This is a genomic window from Allobosea sp. LjRoot9 (genome assembly GCF_964252745.1).
Lineage (GTDB): Bacteria > Pseudomonadota > Alphaproteobacteria > Rhizobiales > Beijerinckiaceae > Allobosea.
Map to the genome: position 1 here is coordinate 815374 of NZ_CAXUPC020000002.1, position 21664 is coordinate 837037.

The following is a 21664-nucleotide window of genomic DNA, read 5'->3' on the forward strand; positions in this document are numbered from 1 at the left end:
AACAGAAGGCGGGCATAGGGGCAGGAGATCGCACTAACGGGGTACCCCGCCTATGCCGCGCGTCCATATGCGGCTTGGGCGACACGTTGGTCCCTTTTCCCAGGCGTCGAAGACGCAGAGCAGCTGCCTGAGGAGGTCGGGGCGAGCCCTTGAGGCCCTGCTTCGCCAACGACACCTGTCCTGCCGCCATCGCATGACCCAGCCCTTGCCGCGACGCTGGTTCCCGACCCGCCAGGACAGTGTCGCCTTGCGGGCCGAACCGCACTATGCATAATGCACAATGCGTAATCTGGATTCACGCGATCCCCTCTTGCGTGTGCTGACGAGCGGCGGGCGACCATGCGGCCTTACCTTCTGGAACTGGCGGGCGTCTCCAAGGCCTTTGAAACGGCCGGCCGGCGGGCGGAGGTCCTCAGCACTGTCGATCTCAGCGTCGCCCGCGGTGAGTTCGTCTCGCTGATCGGCCCAAGCGGCAGCGGCAAGTCGACCATTCTCAACCTGCTTGCGGGGCTGGATAAGCCGAGCGGCGGGAGCATCCGCTATGATGGCCGCCCCTTGGACGGCATCAGCCCGCGGATCGCCTATCTGACGCAGCATGACAGCCTGTTTCCGTGGCTTTGCGTCGAGGACAATGTCGCCCTCCCCCTCGAGATCAGGAACATCGACCGGCAGGCGCGGCGCCAGGCCGTAGGCGACATCCTGAGCAAGGTCGGCCTCGCGGGTTATGAGCGGCATTATCCACGCCAGCTCTCCGGCGGGATGCAGAAGCGGGCCATGCTGGCGCGCACGCTCATCTACGAGCCCGAGACCATCCTGATGGATGAGCCGTTCGGTCCGCTGGACGCGCAGTTGAAGCTGGTGCTTCAGGCGGAGCTGATGCGGCTCTGGTCGGGGTCCGGCAAGACGATCCTGTTCGTCACGCATGACATCGTCGAGGCGATCACCTTGTCGGACCGGGTGGTGGTGCTCTCGAAGCAGCCGACCCGGATCAAGCATATCGAGGAGATCGCGATCGCGCGCCCGCGCGACGTCCGCGATGTGCGCTTCGCGCCCAGTTTCGAGGCCCATTACAAGGCGCTCTGGGACGCCATCGAGATCTTCGGGGCAGCCGAGCATGCCGTCGCGGAGCCCATCTCGTGACGACGCCAGCGCTCGATCTGCCCGCCCCCGCAATGAAGACGACCGCCCCGTCGATGCTGCGCCGGCCGCGCGACCCGGTGCCGGCTTATCGGATCCTGTTCTTCCTGGTCGTGATCGGGGCCTGGCAAGCGGTTTCCGGACGGCTGGTGAGCCCGTTCTGGGTCAGCAGCCCCCTGGAGATCGGCGCGACCTTGTGGGCCTGGTCCTTATCCGGGCTGCTCTGGCGGCATCTCTTCGTCACCTTCCAGGAAACCGCCGCCGGCTTCCTGATCGGCGCCAGCCTCGCCATCACCGGCGCGCTGCTGGTCGGGCGCAGCGAGACGGCGCGGCGCACGCTCGATCCCTTCATGACGGCGATCTACGGGGTTCCGAAAGTCGCGCTCGCGCCCTTGTTCATCATGTGGTTCGGCATCGGCCTGACGCCGAAGATCGTACTTGCCGCCGTCAGCGTGTTCTTCCTGGTCTTCTTCAACACGCTGAGCGGCATTCGGGAGGTCGACCGCCGGCTCGTCGAGGCCATGGTCCTGATGGGCGGAAGCCGCGCCGATGTGCAGAGGAGAGTGGTGCTGCCCGCCAGCCTGCCCTGGATCTTCACCGGGCTGAAGCTGGGCCTGCCCTATGGTTTCGTGGGCGCGGTCGCAGCCGAAATGATGGCCTCGAACCAGGGCATCGGCTTCCTCACGCAGGATTCCGCCGGGCAGTTCAACACGGCCGGCGTTTTCGCCGCGCTGTTTGCCCTCATGGTCGTGACGACCCTCTTGAATGCCGGCCTCGGCGCGCTCGAGCGCCGGCTTTTCCGGTGGCGTTGACGCTTCAAGCCAGAAACAGGCCCGGCCAAGAAACGGGCTCAGGGAGGACAGCATGACCACGCGACGCAGCTTCATCCGATCGGCTCTGGCGCTGCCAGCGCTCGGCCCGCTGACTATGGGCTCCGCCCTGGGACAAGCGCAGCCAGGCCGCCGTAAGCTCACCATCGGCGTCGGCGGCTTCACCTTCGCCTATCTGCCCCTCTTCGTGGCGGAGGCCGCCGGGCTGTTCCGCGACGAGGATCTTGAGGTCTCCCTGGTCCAGACCGGAAGCGGCACCACCGCCATGGCGGCCATGCTCGGCGGCAGCTTCCAGATCACCGGCCTCGTCCTCAGCGATGTCATCCTCGCCGCGAGCAAGGGCCAGAAGATGACGGTGTTTGCGCCCCTGATGACGCAATATGCCAGCGACGCCATCATCAGCAGGGCGGCCGCCGAGCGGGTCGGCATGAAGCCGGACATGCCCCTGCCCGAGCGCCTGAAGCGGCTCAAGGGCCTCACGCTCGCCGTCAGCGGCCGCGGCAGCGGGATCGACAAGATGTGGCGCTATCTCCTCGGCCAGGTCGGGCTCGACGCCGACAAGGACGTGACGCTGACCGTGATCAAGCTGGACCAGATGTATCCCGCGCTGCGAGCCGGCCAGATCGACGGCTACAACACCACTGCGCCCTCGAACAACCGGGCGGTGCAGGAAGGGCTCGGTGTCTGGGTCGCCCGGCCCTCACAAAGCGAGGTCCCCGGATTGGAGAACTTCATCTACACGATCCTCGCGATCGATCCGGCTTTCCTCCAGGCCGAGCGGCCGACCGTGACGCGCTTCGTGCGCGGGCTCGCGCGCGGCCTGGCGCTGATCCATGCCGATCCCATCGCGGCGGCGAAAGCCGTGCATGCCAAGATCTGGGCACAGACCGATTTCGACCTGCTCCTGGCGACAATACGGGACCAGAGAACAGCCTTCGCACCCCGCATGACGCTGAGCGAGGCCGCCTACACCCAGAACCGCGACTTCATGCTGCGCTTCGGCGACGAGGTACGCGCGGTGAAGTTCGGCGACGTGATCGATTCCAGCCTGATCGACGCCGTCGCCTTGTAACGCTGCGGAGCCCCCGCAGGCCCCTTCTCTTCGATCGAGGATGACACCGCCATGAAGACGATCCTGCTCGTGATGGACATGATCAACGACCTCGTCCATCCCGATGGGCCGAACGCCAAGACCTATGTCGCCTGCGGCATGGCCAAGGGCTTGTACGAGAACACAATCACCGCGATCGCAAAGGCGCGGGCTGCAAATGCGGCCATCGGCTATGTCCGTGTCGGCTTCTCCCCGGACTACAGGGAATGCCCGCCAGCCTCGCCGATCTTCTCCCGCGCCAGGGAGGCCGGCCTGTTCAAGCTCGGAAGCTGGGGAACCGAAGTCTTCGCCGGCTTCTCGCCGCAGCCGGGTGATTTCGACATCGTCAAGCACCGCGTCAGCCCCTTCTACGGGACGAATCTCGAGCCCGTTCTCCGCGCGCATGATTTTCGCCGGCTCGTCCTGTGCGGCGTTTCGACCAATGGCGTCGTGCAGGCGGCGGTGCGCGAGGGGCACGACCGCGACTATGCCTGCACGATCCTGGAGGATTGCTGCTGCGGCGCCACCGAGGACGAGCACAACTTCGCCCTCGCAGGCCTGCGGCGCTACGCGGAGATCAGCACGTCGGGATCCGTATCCTTCTGATCCAGCTCTCAGCGGTCCGCGTGACAGCAGGCCCTTGCTGGCTTATGTCGTGGATAATGCACTCCTGCCGCCCGGCATCGCGCGGCAGGTGGATGCACGTTGACGAGCGGAGCCAGCGGCCGAATGACGATGGAATACCGGACCAAGGAAGAGCAGGTCGCTGATTTCCTGCGCGAAGGGATCCTGTCCGGCCAGTTCCCACGGGGGACGCGTCTCAAGCAGGTCGAGATCGCCGAGCTCCTGAAGACGAGCATCACGCCGGTTCGGGAAGCGCTGAAGCTGCTGGAAGCCGAGGGCTACATCACCGGCAGCTCCTATAAGGGCGCCACGGTCGTTCCCTTCGACGTCACCGCCTCCTCCGAGATCCTGATGCTGCGGATGCTGCTGGAAGCGCAGCTCGTGCGCGGCGCGGTCGAGAAGCTGCAGACATCTGATGTCGAGAAGCTGCGCACGCTTGCCGCGGAATTCGAGGCCGCGGCGAAGAAAGGCGACAGTTCGGCCGCCCGGGCGATCAATTACCGCTTCCATCGCCGCATCTACGATATCGCCGACCTGCCGCACACCTTGCACTTCGTGCAGATCCTGTGGGCGCGCTACCCGTTCGACCTGATCAACCGCCTCTCCGGCCGGGCCGAGCGTGCCGCGGCCGAGCATGCCGAGCTGCTCGACCAGATGATCGCCGGCGACACGGCAGGCGCGATGCTGACCACGCGCCGCCATATCGAGACCGGCTGGGCGGAACTGCGCACCTCGCTGAACGAATGATCTGAGCCCGCCCCTTCGCGGCCGTGCGCTCAGCGCGGATCGGCACGGCGCATTTTGCTCTCCCAATAAGTGCATTGTGCATTGTTTTGCGTGGAGAGCTCATGTAGGCTGCCCGGCAATAATCAAAACAAGAGAACAGAGGGAGGATGACCGTGAAACGCCTGCACTCAATCGCTGCCGCCGCGCTGGCCGTCGCATCCATGATGGTTGCCCCGAGCGCCAATGCCCAATCCGCTTCGGCGGGGATCGATACGGCGCAAAAGACCGTCACGGTCGGCGCCTTCACGCCGGTGACCGGACCCGTACCGTTCTACTCCATCCTGACCCACGCCGCCGAAGCCTTCTTCAAGAACCTGAACGAGACCGGCGGCATCCGTGGCTGGAAGGTCAATTACGTCACCTTCGACGACGGCTATGAGCCGGCCCGAAGCGTCGCAGTGACCAAGCGATTGGTGGAGGAGACCAAGGTCTTCGCGCTGGCGGCGCCGGTCGGCACCGCGACGACGGTCGCCGTCATCCCCTATGCGAAGGAAGTCGGGCTGCCGATCATCGGACCGATCGGCGGCGCCAGCGCCTTTTTCGTCGAGCCGAACCTCTTCCCGCTGCTTCCCGATTATGGCTGGTCGGCGGCCTCGAATGCGGAATTCGCGCTCAACGACCTGAAATTCAAGCGCATCGCCTTGCTCTGGGAGAATGACGAGCTCGGCCGTTCCGCCAAGCGCGGCTTCGACCAATATCTCGCCGACCGCAAGATCGAGCCGGCGGAGTCGATCCCCTTCGAGGTGAAGACCACCGATTTCACCCCCCATATCCGCCGCCTGGTGAATTCGGGGGCCGAAGGCGTCATCCTCTTCGGCTCGAACGCCAATCTCGCCGCCGCGCTGAAATCGGCCGACCGGCAGGGGCTGAAGGTCACCTGGTTCGCGCCCTTCTTCACCGCCGACCCCTCGACCGTGAAGCTCGCCGGAGACCTGCTCAACGGCGTCTATTTCTCGTCCTGGCTGCTGCCGGTCTCGGGCGACGATGCGCAGGTGAAAGCCTATCGCGACTCGATCAAGAAATATTATCCGAACGATCCCGTCGGCGTTTTCGGCCTCAATGGCTGGAGCAACGCCGCCCTCTTCGCGACGGGGTTCGCGAAACTGCTCGACAGCGGCAAGCCGCTCACCCGCGAGAACCTGATCGCGGCGATGAACACCCTTACCGATGCGGATGTCGGCGGCTCGCGAAAAGTCTCCTTCAAACCCGGCGACCATCGCGGCACGCGCCAGGAAGCGATCATCCGGGCGAAGGATGGCGGATTCGAGCTGGTCAGGGATTTCCGCCCCTACCCTGCCGTCGTGTTCGACGCGAAAGCTGAATAGTCTTTGTCGCTCACGATCAACGCGCCCACCGAACCCAAGGGTTCCAGGAGTTAGTAATGGTTGATGTTCCCTTGAGCGGGCCGGCACGGCTCGAACGACAGGTCGCGCTGGTCACCGGCGCGGCGGGCGGCATCGGACGGGCTACCGTCGCCGCGCTGGCGGAGGCGGGAGCACGGGTCGTCGCGACCGACATCACGGAACCCCAGGGCGCGTGGCCTCAAGGCGTCAGCTTCCGCCGCTGCGACGTCTCCTCCGCCGCGGCGACGGATTCCGTGATCGACGCGATCCTCGAGGAACATGGCCGTATCGACATCCTGGTCCTCTGCGCCGGGACGATCTCACACGCCCCACTGAGCGACTCCACCGAGGAGGAGTGGCGTGCGATCCTGGACGTGAACCTGTTCGGCGTGGTCAACCCCGTGCGCAAGCTGTTCCCGGTGATGGCCCAGCAGGGCTATGGCAAGATCGTGGCGCTGGGCTCGATCGCAGCCAAGATCGGCGGCGTCGCCTCCGGCCCTTCTTATGTGGCGGCCAAATCCGCCGTGCATGGGCTGATGAAATGGGTCGCCAAGGCCGGCGCCGCCAAGGGCGTCTACGCCAATGTCGTGGCACCTGGGCCGGTGGAGACGCCGATGTGGTCCAAGGTCACTCAGAGGGCCGCGCCCTCTCCGCATGGCAGCGTGCCGCTCGGCCGTTACGGCCAGCCGGAAGACATTGCGCAGTCCATCCTGTTCCTGTGCTCGCCTGCGTCGAACTGGATCACCGGGACGGTGCTCGACGTCAATGGCGGCATGTTGATGGATTGAGACCATGACCGAAAACGCGACCATCGGTTTCATCGGATTGGGCGTCATGGGCGGCCCGATGTGCCGCAACATGGCTCTCAAGCATGGCGGGCGGCTCATCGCCTTCGACCTCAACCCGGCCTCCTTCGATGAGGCCCTGGCGGATACCAAGGCCGAGCGCGCCGCTTCGATCACGGAGGTCGCACGCGCGGCCGACATCATCTTCCTCTCCCTGCCCGGCGGAGCGCAGGTCAAATCGGTCTGCCTCGGCGCGGGCGGGATCAGCGCCTCCGCCCGTGCTGGGGCGATCATCGTCGATCTCAGCACCACCGCGGTCGAACTCGCCCGCGAGGTCGCGCGGGACCTCGCCGCCCACGGCATGGAATTCGCCGATGCACCGGTGGCGCGGACGCGGGAAGCGGCGAGGAAGGGGCAGCTCAGCGTGATGGTGGGAGCCCCCGAGCCACTCTATGAGCGCATCCGCCCATTGATCGACTACATCGCGACCGACGTCACCCATGGCGGCGAGATTGGCTGCGGGCAGGTCCTGAAGCTCGTCAACAACATGTTGGTGTTCGAACATGTCGTGGCACTTGCCGAGATGATGGTCGTCGCCGAGCGCGCTGGCGTGAAGCCGGAGGTGATGCTGGCGGCCGTCTCCAAGGGCTCCGGCGACAGCTTCGTCCTGCGCAATCACGGCATCAACGCCATGCTGCCGCACAGCTTCCCGGACAAGGCGTTTCCGCCGGAATATGTGCTCAAGGACATCTCCTACGTTCTTGAGCTTGCACGCGGCTGCGAGGTCACACCGCATCTCGCCGAGATGACGCGGCGCTATTACCAGGCCTCGGCCGAGACTGGCGGCAGCGGGCGCTATTTCCCGGCGGTGATCGAACTGATCGAGAAGGGCGGCGCGCCCGCCGGCGAGCAGGTGAAGGCATGAGCTTCAACCTGCTGCGAACCGGCGGCGACCTGCTTTCGCTCATCTGGGCCGGAACCGTCGCGGGCTGCCTCTATGCGTTGGGGGCGCTCGGCCTCGTCATGATCTTCAAATGCTCCCGCGTCGTGAACTTCTCGCATGGCAATGTCGCGGGGTTGGCTGCCTTCCTGGTCTACGGCTTCTCGACGGGATCGCTGCTGCAGCTCTCCTGGGGCTCCGCCGTGCTGCTGGCGCTCGTCATCATCGTCGCGCTCGCGGCTCTGACCTATGCGCTCATCGCGCCGTTGATCTTCGAGTCCGAGCTGACCAGCACCATCGCGACGCTGGGCATCGGTCTGATCGCCCAAGGCATCATCCAGCTGCTCTTCGGCGCCGATATCGTGAGCATGGATCTGCCGATCCCGAACTGGCACATGACGCTGCTCGGGCAGCGGATCACCTCCTATGATCTGACGATCCTCGCCGCGACAGGCGTCATCGTCACTGGCCTGTTCCTGGTCATCGACAAGACCCGGCTCGGCATCGCCTTCCGGGCGGTTTCAGCGAACCCCTTCGCAGCGGAGATCTGCGGCCTCAGCCTGCGCTCGGTCCATGTCTTCGCCTGGGTCGTGGCCGCGGCGCTCGGCGTGACGGCGGCGCTGCTGATCGTCCCCACCACCTTCCTGAGCTCGACCACCGTGTCCTCCTTCATGCTGCAGGCTTTCGCGGCGGCGGTCGTCGGCGGCTTCAGCAGCCTGCCCGGAACGGTGCTCGGCGGGATCGTGGTCGGCATCCTCGTCAATCTGTTCAGCTTTTATGTCTCGCCGGAGTTCAGCAACACCTTCCTGCTCTGCGTGATCCTGGTGACGCTGAACATCTTCCCGAACGGCCTGCTCGAAAGGGGAACCGGATCCCGTGTCTGACGACGTCCTTTCGGCTCCACCCGGCGCAGCATCGGAGCGTGCCGTGAGCGAGCGACCCTGGCTCATCGGCGCCTCGGCTTTGCTCGTCATCGCGCTCATTGCGCTGCCTTTGGCTGTCCAGGGTTTCTGGCTCTACAGCCTCGGTCTTTGCTTCGCCAACGGCCTGGGCGTGCTCGCCGTGACCTTCCTCGTGCGATACGCCGGCGAGGTCTCGATCGGCCACAGCTTCTTCGTCGCGGCCGGGGCGTATACGGTGGCGATCGCCGACCGCTCCTTCGGATTATCGGCTCTCGTCAGCGTCTGGCCGGCGGTCGCGCTGGGGGTTCTGCTGGGCATCGGCTTCGCCTTCCCGTCGCGGAAGCTGTCGGGGATCTATCTGGCGGTGACGACGATGGCGCTCGCGCTGGCGCTGCCGGAGCTGATCCTGCAGGCCGGCCCCTGGACCGGCGGGTTCGAAGGGCTCTACGTCTCCCGCGAGCTTTTGCCGGGCGTCCCGAAACCGCTGCAGCAATATTACTTCGCGCTGGCGGCCCTGGTCGTCGCAACCGCGATGCTCGGCAGGTTCCGGCAATCGCGGCAGGGGCTGGCGCTGCTGACCGCCCGCTCCCATCCGGCGGCGGCCGAGGCCTTCGGCATCGGCCGGGACTGGGCGCGCGTCTCGGCCATGGGCATCAGCGGCGGCCTCGGCGCGGCGTCGGGTGCAGCCCTCGCCTTCACCAGCTCGACCGTGTCGCCCAACAGCTTCACGCTATGGACCTCGATCTTCCTGCTCGTCGGATCGGTCGTCAGCGTCTACGGGCTGACGCTTGGGCGCGCCTTGCTCGGCGGCGCTTTCGTCACGCTGGTGCCCCAGCTCCTCGCCGGATCGGGCGACTGGATTCCGATCCTCTACGGCGTAGCCCTTCTCGCCGTCATCCTGGCCGGCCACTACCTGCCGCGCTGGCGCGCCGCCGGGGGGTCCGCATCATGACCAGCGCCAGCGCCCCCGCGCAGCTCGAGGCGAGCAACCTGTCGCTGAGCTTCGGCGGGCTCTCGGTCCTCAAGGATATCGGCGCAGTCTTCCAATCCGGCGAGATCACCGGGCTGATCGGCCCCAATGGCGCCGGAAAGACCAGCCTGTTCAATTGCCTGGCCGGTCTCTACCGGCCGCAGCAAGGGAGCATCCGCTTCGCCGGCACGGATTTCGGCGCACTCCCCACAACCCAGCGCGCCCGGCATGGCATGGCCCGCAGCTTCCAGCATGTCGCGCTGTGCCCCGATCTCACGGCGATCGAAAACGTGATGTTCGGTCTCTCGCGCCTGGGCAGGAGCGGCTGGGCCGGGGCTCTGCTCGGCCTGAAGCTGGCGCGAGCGGAAGAGGCCGACGCACGACACCGCGCCGAGCAAGCGCTGAAACGGCTCGGCATCGCCGAAGTCGCCGACATGCTTCCGGCAGAACTGCCGCCTGGCATCCTTCGCCTGGTCGAAATCGCGCGGGCGATCGCCGGCACGCCAAAAATCCTGCTGCTCGACGAGCCCGCCGCCGGGCTCAACGCGGCGGAGACACGCGAGCTCACGCGGGTTCTGCATCAGCTCAGAACACCCGATCTGGTCATGGTCGTGGTCGAGCACGACATGGATCTCATCATGGAGATCTGCGACCGGATTTATGTCCTCAATTTCGGGAAACTGATCGCACACGGCACGCCGGATGCCGTCCGCAGCGATCCGGAGGTCGCCCGGATCTATCTGGGAGAGGACGATGACTGATCTGCTCACTGTCAGCGGCCTCTGCGCGCGATATGGACGCTATGTCGCCGTCAGCGATGTCGGGCTGAGCGTCAAGACGGGCGCCGTGGCGGCTCTGCTGGGAGCCAACGGGGCCGGCAAATCGACCACGCTGAAGGCCATCGCCGGCCTCGTCCGCGCCGAAGGCTCGATCATCTTCGACGGCGAGGCAGTGGAGAGCCTCAGCACCCGGCAGCGGGTCCATCGCGGCATCGTCTATGTCCCCGAGGGCCGGCAGATCGTCGCTACCTTGTCGGTCGGCGAGAATCTGACGCTCGGCGGCTACCATGTCGATGGCAGCCTGCGCGCGCAGCGGCAGCAGATGGTGTTGGACCTGTTTCCCGAGATCGCCAATCGCGTCAACCGGCCGGCCTGGATGCTGAGCGGCGGCGAACAGCAGATGCTGGCGATCGGGCGGGCGCTGATGGCCGGGCCGCGCCTGCTGCTGCTCGACGAACCGTCCCTCGGCCTGGCCCCGCTCCTGGTCAAGCGCGTCTTCGAGCGGCTCGAGGTGGTGCGCGGCCAGACCAATCTCTCGGTCGTGCTCGTCGAGCAGAATTTCCGGATGAGCGTGCAGCTCGCCGAGGAAGTCTATTTCATGCGCGGCGGCCGGATCGTGAGCCGCCACCCTGCATCCGCGCTGCGCACGCCTTCCGCACGCCAGGATGCGATCAACAGCTATCTCGGCCCCGCCCAGGGCCATGACGAGCCGGCGGCGCTGATCTTGCCGACCTAATCAAGCGCCGGCGCAACACGAGTCAGAACTGCAGGCATTGTGCCTGATGCATTATCAAGCCCTGAGCACACCAAGGTGACTGCGATGCCGACAGCCGGTGCGATGCCTCCCTATGAGCTCTACGCCATCCGCTATGCGACCAACCGCAAGCGCACCCGGGGCCAGAACTTCATTTTCGAGGCGCAGCCTGAGATGCTGCAGCCCATGGACTTCTACAGCTGGGTGGCGATCGGCGAGGCCGGAACCTTCGTCATCGACACCGGCATGGCCAGGGCCAAGGCGGAGAAGCACGGGCACGACTATCTGCACTGCCCCATCGACAGCCTGCGCCTTCTGGGCGTCGCGCCGGAACAGGTGGAACAGGTCGTCATCACCCATCTCCATTACGACCATATCGGGAATGTCAGTGCTTTTCCGAAGGCGCGCTTCGAGCTGCAGAAAGCCGAGATGGACTTCGTCGTCAGCCCCTTCATGCAGAAGAGCTGGTGCCGCCGCGCCTATGAAGTCGATGAAATCTCGCATTTCGTCGCGCTTTTGCATCAGGATCGGCTGGTTCTTCACGGCGCGGACAAGCAGATCGCTCCGGGGCTCTCGGTGCATCTCGTCGGCGGGCACTGCGCGGGGCAGGAAATCGTGCGGGTCTGGACCCGCCGCGGCTGGGTCGTGCTCGCCTCCGACGCGCTGCATTATTACGAGGAGCTGGAGCGCGGCGTGCCGTTCACCGTGGCCTTCAATGTCGCGGAGATGCTGACGGCCCATGACCGGATGCGCGAGCTCGCCGAGTCCGACGCGCATATCGTCGTCAGCCACGACCCGCTTGTGAGCGAGCGTTATCCCGCAGCCAGGCCGGATCTGGCGGACCATATCCTGCGTCTCGACTAGCCGTTCCACCCGCTTTCCCGGGAGGAAGGAAAGCCCGTCCTTCTCCGCCGCGACTGGCAGAAGCAGCATTGACCACCTCGTTCAATTAATGCATTGTGCATTCTCTGAATTAAGAGCGAGGACTGACCGGGAGAGCCAGGGATCGGAAGGCCCCTTCCGATCCGGCCCTCCAAAGAGCTCGCATCCGAACCGCAGGATGAAGCCGCGGCGGCCATCCGCCGTCCTGACTTCATCCGGCAGGCGACATCCGCAGCCGGCTGACAGCCGGGCTGCCATTGAAAGGACATCCACCATGAGCGTCGTCGAAGCCCTGAAGCCCGAAGCCCTGAAGCCCAATGCGAATGTCGGAGACGCTCCGGCGGAGGGAAAGATCACCGACCAGGCGGTCGCCGAGGCGCGCAAGATGATCGGGCTGCAATTGCGCCCTGAAGGGCCCTATCTGCAGGACGCTACGGCGGACACGCTGCGCAATTTCTGCAACGGCATCGGCGATCTCAACCCGATCTATCGCGAAGCGGACTATGGCGGCGCGAGCCGCTACGGCTCGCAGCTCGGCCACCCGATGTTTCCGATGGCCTTTGGCTGGGTCGGCCGCACGCGCTGGGGCCTGCCCGGCGTCCATGGCTTCTATGCCGGCAATGACTGGGAGCTCTTCCGCCATATCAGGCCGGGAGACCGCATCACGGCGATCGAGCGCGTCGTCGGCGTCGAGGAGAAGGAGAGCAAGTTCTCCGGCCGTCTCGTGCTGCAATATGTCGAGGCGAGCTACAGCAACCAGCATGGCGAACTGATCGCCCGTGCGCTCGGCACCTGCACGCGCCACGAGCGCAAGGCGGCGCGCGACGCCGGCAAATACAAGGACATCGTGCCCTACGAATACACGCCCGAGGAGTTCCAGCAGCTCGATCAGGCGATCATGGATGAGGAAAAGAACATACGTGGCAGCCACATTCGCTACTGGGAGGATGTCGTCGAGGGCGAGACGCTGCCCAGCATCGTGCGCGGCCCGCTTTCGCTGATGGACACGATGGGATTTCTCGTCGGCTGCGGGCGCGGCCACACCCATGGCGTCGTCTTCAAGGCGGCGATGAAGCATCCCGGCCATTTCTTCCGCAATCCGGAAGCTGGCGGCGGCATCGAATACACCGGCATCGGCCATCATCGCGAGTCGGTCGCCAAGGAAGTCGGCGTTCCCGGCACCTATGATTATGGCCCGCAGCGCTCATCCTGGATGTGCAGCCTCGTGACCAACTGGATGGGTGACGCCGCCTTCCTCAAGCGCGTCCGCACCGAGATGCGTCGCTTCAACACCATGGGCGATTCGACTTGGTGCAAAGGCAAGGTCAGCCGGAAATACATCAAGGACGGCCATGCCCTCGTCGATATCGAGATCTGGGGCGAGAACCAGCGCGGCGAACTCACGACGCCGGGCCTGGCGACCGTCATCCTGCCGGCGCGCGACGTGAACATTCGCGTCGCCTTTGATGGCGCAGCCCTCGACCTGGACCTCCCTGTCGTCCGCTGAAATCGAGGCACGCCGTGCTCAAGCAGTCGAACCAGCAACCGCTCGCAGGGGTCAGGGTCGTCGAATGCTCGCATGGCGTGGCGGCGGCTTATTGTGGCCGCCTCCTCAGCGTCATGGGAGCTGAGGTGATCCTTCTCGAACCCCGGGGCGGGCATCGGCTGCGAGGCGAGCCTCCCTTCCTGGCCGAGGCGCCGGACATAAGCGCGCTCTTTTCCTATCTCACTGCGGGGAAGCAGAGCGTCATCTGCGACCTCGCGGAGGATATGGGGCGAGCAGAGCTGGATGCATTGCTGGCCGATGCGGATATCCTGATCGACGACACCCCCATCGCGGAGCGGCATGCGCGCGGGCTCGATCCCGACGATCTCTCCCGGCGATTTCCGAAGCTGATCCCCGTCTCGGTCCTGCCTTTCGGAGCCTATGGGCGCAAGGCCGAGTGGAAGGCCGAGGAAATCAACGCCATCCATGCCACGGGCGAGGGCTTCCTTTTACCGAATGGGTTGTCGGTGGAGCTGTTCCCCGAGCGCCCACCGCTGAAGATCTACGGGCACTTCACCGCCATGCAGGGCGGCGTCGCGGCCACTCTCGCCGCGCTCTCGGCGCTATGGGCCGGGCAAGGCCAAGCCGTCGACATATCGGTTCAGGATGCCGGCCTGGCCGTTGCCTGTTTTGCGGTGCAGCGGCTCGGCGACGGCTCGCTCGAACACCGGGTCGAGCGCTCCTTCAAATATGGCGGCGTGCTCGAATGCCGTGACGGCTTCGTCGAGGTCCTGACATTGGAGGAACGCCAATGGACCGCGATGGTCGAACTGATGGGCCATCCCGCCTGGGCGACGGACAAGGCGCTTGACGATGCCCTGGAGCGCAGCCGGCGCGGCGCCGAGATCAACCGGTACATCCGGGCCTGGGCCCGCGAGCACGACGTCGAAGAACTGGTCGGCCGCGCCCAGAGGCTCGGCGTGCCGATGGCGCGCTACAACGCCCCGGCCGACATCCTCTGCGACCGCCATGAGCAGGCCAGGGGCCTGTTTCAGCCTGTCGAGATCCCCGCTGTCGGGACAAGGCCAATGCTGGTGGCGCCATTCCATTTCGGCGGCTCTCCGCTTCGGCTGACAAGCGGCCCTCCGGCTCTGGGCGAACACATGGCTGCCGGCCCTGCCGTCAGGGCGCGCAAGGTCATGGGAGCAGCCGAATGAAGCCCTTGTCCGGCATCAGGATCGCGGATTTCACGGTTCACGCGGCTGGGCCGTTCTGCACGCATATGCTGTCGCAGCTCGGCGCCGAATGCATCAAGATCGAGAGCGCGCTGCGGCCCGACATCTTCCGCAAGCCTCACCCGGTCTATGGACGCAATGGCCCGGCCAGCTTCGATCAGGTAGCGTCGAACAAGCTCTCCGTGCGGATCAATCTGAAGCATCCCGAAGGCATCGCGCTCGCCAAGCGACTGGTCGCCGTCTCGGATGTCGCCGCGGAGAGTTTTCGCCCCGGCGTGATGGCGCGCCTTGGCTTATCCTATGACGCCTTATGCGCGGTGAAGCCCGACATCGTGCTGGTTTCGGTCTCGTCCTCAGGTCAGACCGGCCCTGATTCTCATTTTGCCGGCTATGCTCCCTTGTTCGGCGCCTGGGGCGGGCTCGGCTATCTCACCGGCTATGCCGACGGCCCGCCGGTCGAGATGCGGCATGTCATGGACCATTCGGTCGGGCTGAATGCCGCGATGGCGACGATGGCTGCGCTGCTGCAACGCCGACGGAGCGGCAAGGGCACGCATGTCGATGTGGCGGCCCGTGAAGTGGCGTCTTCCCTGATCGGAGAAGCGCTGCTCGAGGCCGCGACCGGCGGCGCGCCCCGGCGCATGGGCAATGACGACCTGCGCATGGCTCCGCACGGCGTCTTTCCCTCACGCGATCACGATCGCTGGCTGACGATCGCGGTCGGTACGGACCGGCAATGGGCGGCGCTCGCCGGACTCATCGAACAGGCGGGGCGCTCAGTCGACCCCTGCTTCGCCGCGGCAGCCTATCGGCAAGCCCATGGGAGCGAGCTCGATACGCTCGTCGCGAGCTGGACCAAGCAGCAGGACGCGACTGCTGCAGCAGAGGTTCTGCAGCGCGCCGGCATTCCAGCCCATGTCTCCTGGACGACGCGCGACATCGTTGAGGACGAGCACCTCCAGGCGCGCAACGCCATTGTCCACGTGGCCGAGCCCGACGGGCGCATGCGCGCGGCGGTCGGCGTGCCGATGCGCTTCTCCAGGACCTCGGATGTCGGCATCGCGCGCGGCACGCCCCGGCTCGGCGAAGATGAGGACTACGTCTTCGGCGAGCTTCTCGGCATCGGCCGGGCCGAGCGCCAGCGCCTGGTCGAGACACAGGTGATTTTCTGATTGCGGATTGGACAAAACGCTGTGACGGAGCAGAGCAGATTGATAGCGGAAGCCGCCCCCGCCCCGCAGGACTGGTCGGCGTGGATCGGGAAAAGCGAAACGGCGCGCGACATCATCACGGTCGAACGCGCCACAGCGCTCGCCGCGACACTCGACGTACCGGCCCCGGCCGCGGGCGATGCGCTCCCGCCCGGATGGCACTGGATCTTCTTCAACGGTTTCGTACCGCGTAGCGAGGTCGGCGCGGACGGCCACCCCAAACGGGGTGGCTTCCTGCCTCCCGTGCCATTGCCGCGACGGATGTGGGCGGGCGGGCGCATCGACTACCTCTCCCCGCTGATCCTGGGACGGATGGCGACCAAGACCAGCGAGATCACGAAGATCGAAAACAAGTCGGGGCGGCGGGGCAATCTCGTCTTCGTCACCGTCCGCCACACCTTCAGCATGGAGGCCAAGCCATGCATCGTCGAGGAGCAGGACATCGTCTATCGCGATCCGCCACAGCCCGGCGCACCGCCCCCCGCGCCTGAGCCCGCACCGGCCGACCCGGCGCATGTGATCGAACTCAGCCCGGATCCCGTCCTGCTGTTCCGCTATTCCGCGCTGACCTACAACGGCCACCGCATCCATTACGACCGCAGCTATGCGCAGTCGGAGGAAGGCTATCGCGACCTCGTCGTGCACGGTCCCTTGCTTGCGACCCTGCTCCAGGGCCTCGCCGGCACAGCCCGCCCTGATGCGATGCTGCGGCGGTTCTCGTTCAGAGGCCTGGCGCCGGTTTTCGTCGATGCGCTCTTCCGGGTCGAGGCAAGCCCGGGCGCCGGGCCGGACGATCTCCGCCTCTGGATCCGCGATTCCGGTGGCGGCCAGGCCATGGCGGCAAACGCCATCTTCGCTCGAGACACGCCATGAATCGCACCATCCTCACTGGTAAGACCGTCCTCGAGATCGGTTCGATGCTGGCTGCACCCTTTGCCGCCCATATCCTCGCGCAGCTCGGGGCCGAGGTGATCAAGCTGGAGCCGCCCGCCGGCGACCCGACCCGCAACCTCGTCCGCGGCGGGCCAAGCGGAACCTACATCGCCTATAGCCGCGGCAAGAGGAGCCTCTGCCTCGATCTCGGCACCGATGAGGGCAAGGCGGTGTTCGAGCGGCTTCTACCGAGGGTCGACATCGTCCTCCACAATCTCGCCCCGGGCTCGGCGCGTCGTCTCGGCGTCACCTACGAGAACTGCGCAAGGCACAACCCCGACATCGTCTTCTGCCATATCCGCGGCTACAATGACGGCCCGCAGGCCGAGGACCTGGCCTCGAACCCGATCGCCGAGGCGGCGACGGGCGTGATGCATGCGCATCGCATCGACGGGCGACCGACACGGCTCGGCCCCTCCTATCACGACCAATTCGCCGGCTGCTATGCGGTGATCGGAATCCTCGCTGCCTTGCTGGACCCCGCCACGGGAGCCGCCCAGCGCAAGATCGAGGTCGGCCTCTATGAGGCGGGCTTGCACGTCGCGGCCCGGGACTTCGCCGGCATCCAATTGAAGCTGCACCTCACCGGAAAGCCCGATCCGGAACCCTCCGGCGAATTCAGCATGCCCGGCTATGGCGCTTACGAGACCACGGACGGGCGCTGGATCTATCTGGTGATGCTGACGGACAGGCATTGGAGCGATTTCTGGGCGGCGCTGCGCCAGCCGGTCGATCCGAACCTGGCGACGCTGAGGCAACGCAAGAAGGAACGGCCTCATGTCGAGGCGCTGGTCCGGGCCGCCGTCAAGCGTTGGTCCTATGACGAGATCGCGGCGCAGCTTGCTGCCGCGCGCTTCGGCTTCACCGAGGTGCTGCCGATGGAGCGCGTGCTGGAGACGCCGCAGGCCCGCCATGGCGACAAGGTCGCCCATATGCTCTTCCAGGACATGGCCTTCGATCTGCCGGACCTGCCGTTCCAGAGCGACGCTCCCGGCGCCGCCGAACTGCCGCCGCCGCTGCTCGGCGAGCATACACGCGAGATCCTGCGCGGGCTCGGCTTCGGCGACACCGAATGCGACGCGATCATCCAGTCCGGAGCCGCGATCGAGCCTGTTCCGGGCGCGCCGGTCTGGGCGCCGCTGCGCGCGCCGGCGGCCTAGACGGAGCAGCGCATGGTTCTCGAACGAAGCTTCCTGTTCGTGCCAGGCGACAGGCCCGAACGGTTCGGCAAGGCACTTGGGGCGGGAGCGGACCGGGTCATCATCGATCTTGAAGACGCCGTGCTGCCTGACGCCAAGGAGGCCGCGCGCGACCATATCGCGAATTGGGCCTCGTCCGCCGAGGCCAAAGAAGTCGCGGTCCGGGTCAATGCGATCGGCACGGCGTGGAACAGTGACGATCTGCGCCTCGTCGCGTCCCTGCCGAACATCGTCGCGGTCATCCTGCCCAAGGCTGAAAGCCGCAAGACAGTCGAAGCGGTAGCGGCGCGCCTCCAGCGCCGGCAGCAGCTCATCGCGCTGGTCGAGACCGCTCTGGGCTATGTCGACCGCCTCGATCTCGCACGCTCGCGCGGGCTGAGCCGACTCGCCTTCGGCTCGGTGGATTTCTGCAGCGAGACCGGCATTCGCGGCCTGGGCAGCGAGCTCGACCCTGTTCGCATCGAGCTGGTGATCACGTCGGCGGCGACGGGGCTGCCTCCCCCGATCGACGGCGTGACGCTCGAGGTCAAGAACGCCGATCTCCTTGCCGCGGATATCGAGCGCGCAAGACGGCTCGGCTGCGGCGGCAAGCTCTGCATCCACCCCGCCCAGGTCGCGGCCGTGAACGAGGGCTTCTCCCCCACCAACGACGAGATCGACTGGGCGAAGCGCGTCATCGCAGCCGCCAGCGCAAGCGGCGCCGTCACCGTCGACGGCAAGCTCGTCGACAAGCCGGTGCTGGACCAGGCGCGCAAGCTCCTGGCGGCCGGCGGCCGCCATCCAGCTCCGACCTAGCGCGCGAGCTTCGTGCGCATGTCCTTGACCTGGGCCGGCGTCACCGCCGGGGCGGCGTTGCCCCAGCTGTTGCGCACATAGCTGAGAACGCTCGCAACCTCGGCGTCACCCAGATTCCAGGCGAAGGACGGCATCGCCGGAGTCGTCGGCCTTGCCTTGGTCGTCCCGGCCTGGCTGCCCTCGAGCACGACGCGGATCAGGGATGTCGGATCATCGCCGTTGACCACCGGCGCCTTGGCCAGTTTCGGGAATAGGAAGGGTGCGCCCTCACCCGAGCTAACATGGCAGGCCGAGCAGCGGTCAACGAAGATGGCCTTGCCGGCCAGCATCAGGGGATCGCCGGCATCGAGCGGTCGCGGCGGGGCAGTGCCTGCGCCCTTGATGTCCTTGAGATAGGTCGCGACCGCGTTCAGATCGGCATCCGCCCAATATTGCGTCGAGTTCGCGACGACCTCGGCCATCGGGCCGGACGCGATATCGAAACGGTTCGCACCGGTTTTCAGATAGGCGACGATATCCTCGGCCGCCCAGCCACCGATGCCCTTATGGGCGTCATTGGTGATGTCGGGCGCGACCCAGCTCTGCAGGTTCCCGGCACGCAGGAACTGGTCGGTCTTGTCGGCGCCGAGCAGGCTCTTGGGCGTATGGCAGGTGCCGCAATGCGCGGGTCCGTTGACGAGATAGGCGCCGCGATTCCATTCGGCTGATTTGGCCGGGTCGGGCTTGAACTCGCTGGGCGAGAAATTCAGCAGGTTCCAGCCGATCATCACCGTGCGGATGCTGAACGGAAAGGGCAACTGGTTCGAGACGACGCGGTTGCTGACCGGCTCGATCTTCTGGAAATAGGCCCAGAGATCGGCGATATCGGCCTCCGTCATCGCGGAATAGGCCGGATAGGGCATCGCCGGATAGAGCCGCTTGCCGCCCTTGCCGACGCCCTCCTTCAGCGCACCACGAAAATCGGCAAAGCTCCAATTGCCGATTCCGGTCTCGCGATCGGGCGTGATGTTCGATGGGATCAGCTTGCCGAAGGGCGTGTCGAGCGGCGCCCCGCCGGCAAAGGGCTGACCGCCGGGCTTGGTGTGGCAGGCAGCGCAATCGGCCAGGACGGCCTTGTAGCGGCCTGCATTGATGCGGTCGAACAGGTCGGAGGCGAAGCCGGTCGCGCTGACGAGAGCGGCCGCGACGACGCCAGCGAGAAGCGCTGCCTTCTTCATGCCTGCACCAGCTTGCCGGGATTCTTCAGATAGTGGTTGCGGATGGCATCCGCAGCCCAGAAGGCGAGCGCGCCGACAGGGCCGGTCGGGTTCTTGCCGGCGTTCTGCGGGAAGGCCGAGGCGCCGACGACGAAGACATTGGGCACGTCCCAGCTCTGCAGATGGCGGTTGACCGCGCTGGTGTTCGGATCCGTCCCCATGATCGCGCCGCCGGTGTTGTGCGTGCTCTGATAGGGCACGGAATTCCAGCCCTTGCGCGCCCGGCCGACCACCGCCTGCTTGCCGCCGAGCGTGGTCGCGATCTGCTGCATGCGGTCGCTGACCCAGTTCGACATGCGGATGTCGTTGTCGGGGAAATCGAAGGTGACACGCAGCAAGGGCCGGCCGAAGCGGTCCTTATAGGTCGGATCAAGGTCGAGATAATTGCCGCGCGCGGCGTAGGACGAGCCTTGCGAGCTGAAGGTCAGCGTATTGCCGTAATTCTCCTTGGCCGCCTTCTTCCAGGCGCTGCCCCAGCGCGGCGTGCCTGGCGGCGTCGGCCGATAGGCGATCGGCCGACCATTGGTCGGGATGCAGTTGATGCCGGCGCCGCCGACGAAGTCGAGAGCGCCATGGTCGAAGGCGTCGCCATTGTAGTCGTCGACGGTCTGGCCGAGCGCCCCCGCCGCGATGAAGGGGTTGAAGTGCTTGCCCTCGAAGAAGACCTGGGTCGAGGCGTTGGTCTGATAGGCATAGTTGCGCCCGACCGTGCCCGTACCGGTCGCGGGATCATAGGGCGTGCCGATCTTGGAGAGCAGCATCAAGCGGACATTGTGCAGGCCATAGGCGTTGAGCAGCACGATATCGGCGGGCTGCTCGCAGATCTCGCCGGTAACGTCGACATAGGTCACGCCCTTGGCCGTCTTGCCGTCGGATGCAAGATCGACCTTGAGCACCTCGCATTCCGTGCGCGCCTCGAAATTCGATTTGCGCATCAGCACCGGCAGGATCGTGGTGTGGGCGCTGGATTTCGAATAGTTGGCGCAGCCGAAACGCTCGCAGAAACCACAGAAAGTGCACTGCCCCATCGCGATGCCGAGCGGATTGACATAGGCCTTGGAGAGATTGGCCGAAGGCGTCGGGAAGGGATGCAGGCCGATCGAGCGGGCGGCTTCCGCAAACAGCGTCGGCGCATAGGTCATCTGCATCGGCGGCAGCGGATATTCCCGGCTGCGCGGCCCCTCGAAGGGATTGCCGCCGGCCTCGATCTTACCGTTCAGATTGCCGGCCTTGCCGGAGATGCCGGCGAGATATTCGAAGCGGTCGAACGCATTCTCCAGCTCGTCATAGGTGACGCCCCAATCCTGCACCGTCAGATCGGCGATGCGGCCTGCGCCATAGCGCTCGGTCAGATGCGTCTTCAGGACGAAATCGCTCGGGAAGAAACGCCAGGTGTGACCGTTCCAATGCGTGCCCGCGCCACCGACCCCGGTGCCAGGCAAAAAGGAGCCGTAATCGCGCATCGGCAGCGCCGTCTGCGAGATGTTGTTGCGCATCGTCATCGCTTCCTGCGCCGGCTGCAGGAACAGGTCCTTGCGGATGGCGTAGCGCAATTCGTCAGGCGCATAGGCAACGTTGAAATCAGTCGCCGTATCGCGCCAAGGCCCGCGCTCGATCGCGACGACATCGAGCCCGGCATCGGTCAATTCATGCGCCAGGATCGCGCCCGTCCAGCCGAGGCCGACGATGACGACATCCTTGCGGGGCAGTTTCTTCACCATCGTGCC

Annotated in this window: 21 protein-coding genes; 19 read left to right on the forward strand and 2 right to left on the reverse strand. The window is 65.8% G+C overall.

The features are described from left to right. Positions 1 to 339 precede the first annotated feature (339 nt). From ACSQ3P_RS12450 to ACSQ3P_RS12540, 19 genes are all read left to right on the forward strand, one after another. Positions 340 to 1140, forward strand: coding sequence for an ABC transporter ATP-binding protein (locus ACSQ3P_RS12450; RefSeq protein ID WP_436165863.1), 801 nt, complete (start codon positions 340 to 342; stop codon positions 1138 to 1140). Further along, positions 1137 to 1949 (forward strand): ABC transporter permease, encoded by an 813-nt coding sequence (locus ACSQ3P_RS12455; protein WP_436165864.1) that lies wholly within the window; start codon positions 1137 to 1139, stop codon positions 1947 to 1949. Before ACSQ3P_RS12450 ends, ACSQ3P_RS12455 begins: the two co-directional genes overlap by 4 nt. Before the next feature lie 52 nt (positions 1950 to 2001). Next, positions 2002 to 3039, forward strand: a complete 1038-nt coding sequence (locus ACSQ3P_RS12460) for an ABC transporter substrate-binding protein (protein ID WP_436165865.1) — start codon at positions 2002 to 2004, stop codon at positions 3037 to 3039. Between the two features lie 51 nt (positions 3040 to 3090). Continuing rightward, a complete protein-coding gene (locus ACSQ3P_RS12465) occupies positions 3091 to 3663 on the forward strand; it encodes a cysteine hydrolase family protein (protein ID WP_436165866.1) in 573 nt (190 codons plus the stop codon). A gap of 123 nt (positions 3664 to 3786) precedes the next feature. Further along, entirely contained in the window at positions 3787 to 4428 is a 642-nt protein-coding gene (locus ACSQ3P_RS12470) for a GntR family transcriptional regulator (protein WP_436165867.1), read from the forward strand. Positions 4429 to 4580: 152 nt separating this feature from the next. After that, on the forward strand, positions 4581 to 5792 hold the full coding sequence (locus ACSQ3P_RS12475; protein ID WP_436165868.1) for an ABC transporter substrate-binding protein: 1212 nt from the start codon (positions 4581 to 4583) through the stop codon (positions 5790 to 5792). Positions 5793 to 5848: 56 nt separating this feature from the next. Continuing rightward, the gene (locus ACSQ3P_RS12480) at positions 5849 to 6598 is read left to right on the forward strand and encodes an SDR family NAD(P)-dependent oxidoreductase (protein WP_436165869.1); all 750 of its coding nucleotides are present in this window, start codon (positions 5849 to 5851) and stop codon (positions 6596 to 6598) included. 4 nt (positions 6599 to 6602) lie between these two features. Continuing rightward, positions 6603 to 7520: an NAD(P)-dependent oxidoreductase gene (locus ACSQ3P_RS12485; protein ID WP_436165870.1), complete on the forward strand. Its 918-nt coding sequence runs from the start codon at positions 6603 to 6605 to the stop codon at positions 7518 to 7520. Next, a complete protein-coding gene (locus ACSQ3P_RS12490) occupies positions 7517 to 8419 on the forward strand; it encodes a branched-chain amino acid ABC transporter permease (RefSeq protein WP_436165871.1) in 903 nt (300 codons plus the stop codon). The genes ACSQ3P_RS12485 and ACSQ3P_RS12490 overlap by 4 nt, the downstream gene beginning before the upstream one ends. A gap of 43 nt (positions 8420 to 8462) precedes the next feature. Then, entirely contained in the window at positions 8463 to 9389 is a 927-nt protein-coding gene (locus ACSQ3P_RS12495; protein WP_436165872.1) for a branched-chain amino acid ABC transporter permease, read from the forward strand. Further along, positions 9386 to 10168: an ABC transporter ATP-binding protein gene (locus tag ACSQ3P_RS12500; RefSeq protein ID WP_436165873.1), complete on the forward strand. Its 783-nt coding sequence runs from the start codon at positions 9386 to 9388 to the stop codon at positions 10166 to 10168. Before ACSQ3P_RS12495 ends, ACSQ3P_RS12500 begins: the two co-directional genes overlap by 4 nt. Next, positions 10161 to 10922, forward strand: a complete 762-nt coding sequence (locus ACSQ3P_RS12505) for an ABC transporter ATP-binding protein (RefSeq protein ID WP_436165874.1) — start codon at positions 10161 to 10163, stop codon at positions 10920 to 10922. Before ACSQ3P_RS12500 ends, ACSQ3P_RS12505 begins: the two co-directional genes overlap by 8 nt. 84 nt (positions 10923 to 11006) lie before the next feature. Further along, positions 11007 to 11804, forward strand: a complete 798-nt coding sequence (locus tag ACSQ3P_RS12510) for an N-acyl homoserine lactonase family protein (protein ID WP_436165875.1) — start codon at positions 11007 to 11009, stop codon at positions 11802 to 11804. A gap of 292 nt (positions 11805 to 12096) precedes the next feature. After that, positions 12097 to 13329, forward strand: coding sequence for an FAS1-like dehydratase domain-containing protein (locus tag ACSQ3P_RS12515; RefSeq protein WP_436165876.1), 1233 nt, complete (start codon positions 12097 to 12099; stop codon positions 13327 to 13329). Between the two features lie 14 nt (positions 13330 to 13343). Then, the gene (locus ACSQ3P_RS12520) at positions 13344 to 14525 is read left to right on the forward strand and encodes a CoA transferase (RefSeq protein WP_436165877.1); all 1182 of its coding nucleotides are present in this window, start codon (positions 13344 to 13346) and stop codon (positions 14523 to 14525) included. Beyond that, the gene (locus ACSQ3P_RS12525; RefSeq protein ID WP_436165878.1) at positions 14522 to 15715 is read left to right on the forward strand and encodes a CaiB/BaiF CoA transferase family protein; all 1194 of its coding nucleotides are present in this window, start codon (positions 14522 to 14524) and stop codon (positions 15713 to 15715) included. The genes ACSQ3P_RS12520 and ACSQ3P_RS12525 overlap by 4 nt, the downstream gene beginning before the upstream one ends. Before the next feature lie 21 nt (positions 15716 to 15736). Further along, positions 15737 to 16627: an acyl-CoA dehydrogenase gene (locus ACSQ3P_RS12530; protein WP_436165879.1), complete on the forward strand. Its 891-nt coding sequence runs from the start codon at positions 15737 to 15739 to the stop codon at positions 16625 to 16627. Beyond that, positions 16624 to 17847 carry a CaiB/BaiF CoA transferase family protein gene (locus ACSQ3P_RS12535; protein WP_436165880.1) on the forward strand — a complete coding sequence of 408 codons (1224 nt, stop codon included), beginning with the start codon at positions 16624 to 16626 and terminating at the stop codon, positions 17845 to 17847. The genes ACSQ3P_RS12530 and ACSQ3P_RS12535 overlap by 4 nt, the downstream gene beginning before the upstream one ends. A gap of 12 nt (positions 17848 to 17859) precedes the next feature. Beyond that, on the forward strand, positions 17860 to 18681 hold the full coding sequence (locus tag ACSQ3P_RS12540; RefSeq protein WP_436165881.1) for an HpcH/HpaI aldolase/citrate lyase family protein: 822 nt from the start codon (positions 17860 to 17862) through the stop codon (positions 18679 to 18681). On the opposite strand, the gene ACSQ3P_RS12545 is transcribed toward ACSQ3P_RS12540, so the two are convergent. Then, the gene (locus ACSQ3P_RS12545) at positions 18678 to 19898 is read right to left on the reverse strand and encodes a cytochrome c (RefSeq protein ID WP_436165882.1); all 1221 of its coding nucleotides are present in this window, start codon (positions 19896 to 19898) and stop codon (positions 18678 to 18680) included. The genes ACSQ3P_RS12540 and ACSQ3P_RS12545 overlap by 4 nt on opposite strands. After that, entirely contained in the window at positions 19895 to 21658 is a 1764-nt protein-coding gene (locus ACSQ3P_RS12550; RefSeq protein ID WP_436165883.1) for a GMC family oxidoreductase, read from the reverse strand. Before ACSQ3P_RS12550 ends, ACSQ3P_RS12545 begins: the two co-directional genes overlap by 4 nt. Between the last annotated feature and the right edge of the window lie 6 nt (positions 21659 to 21664).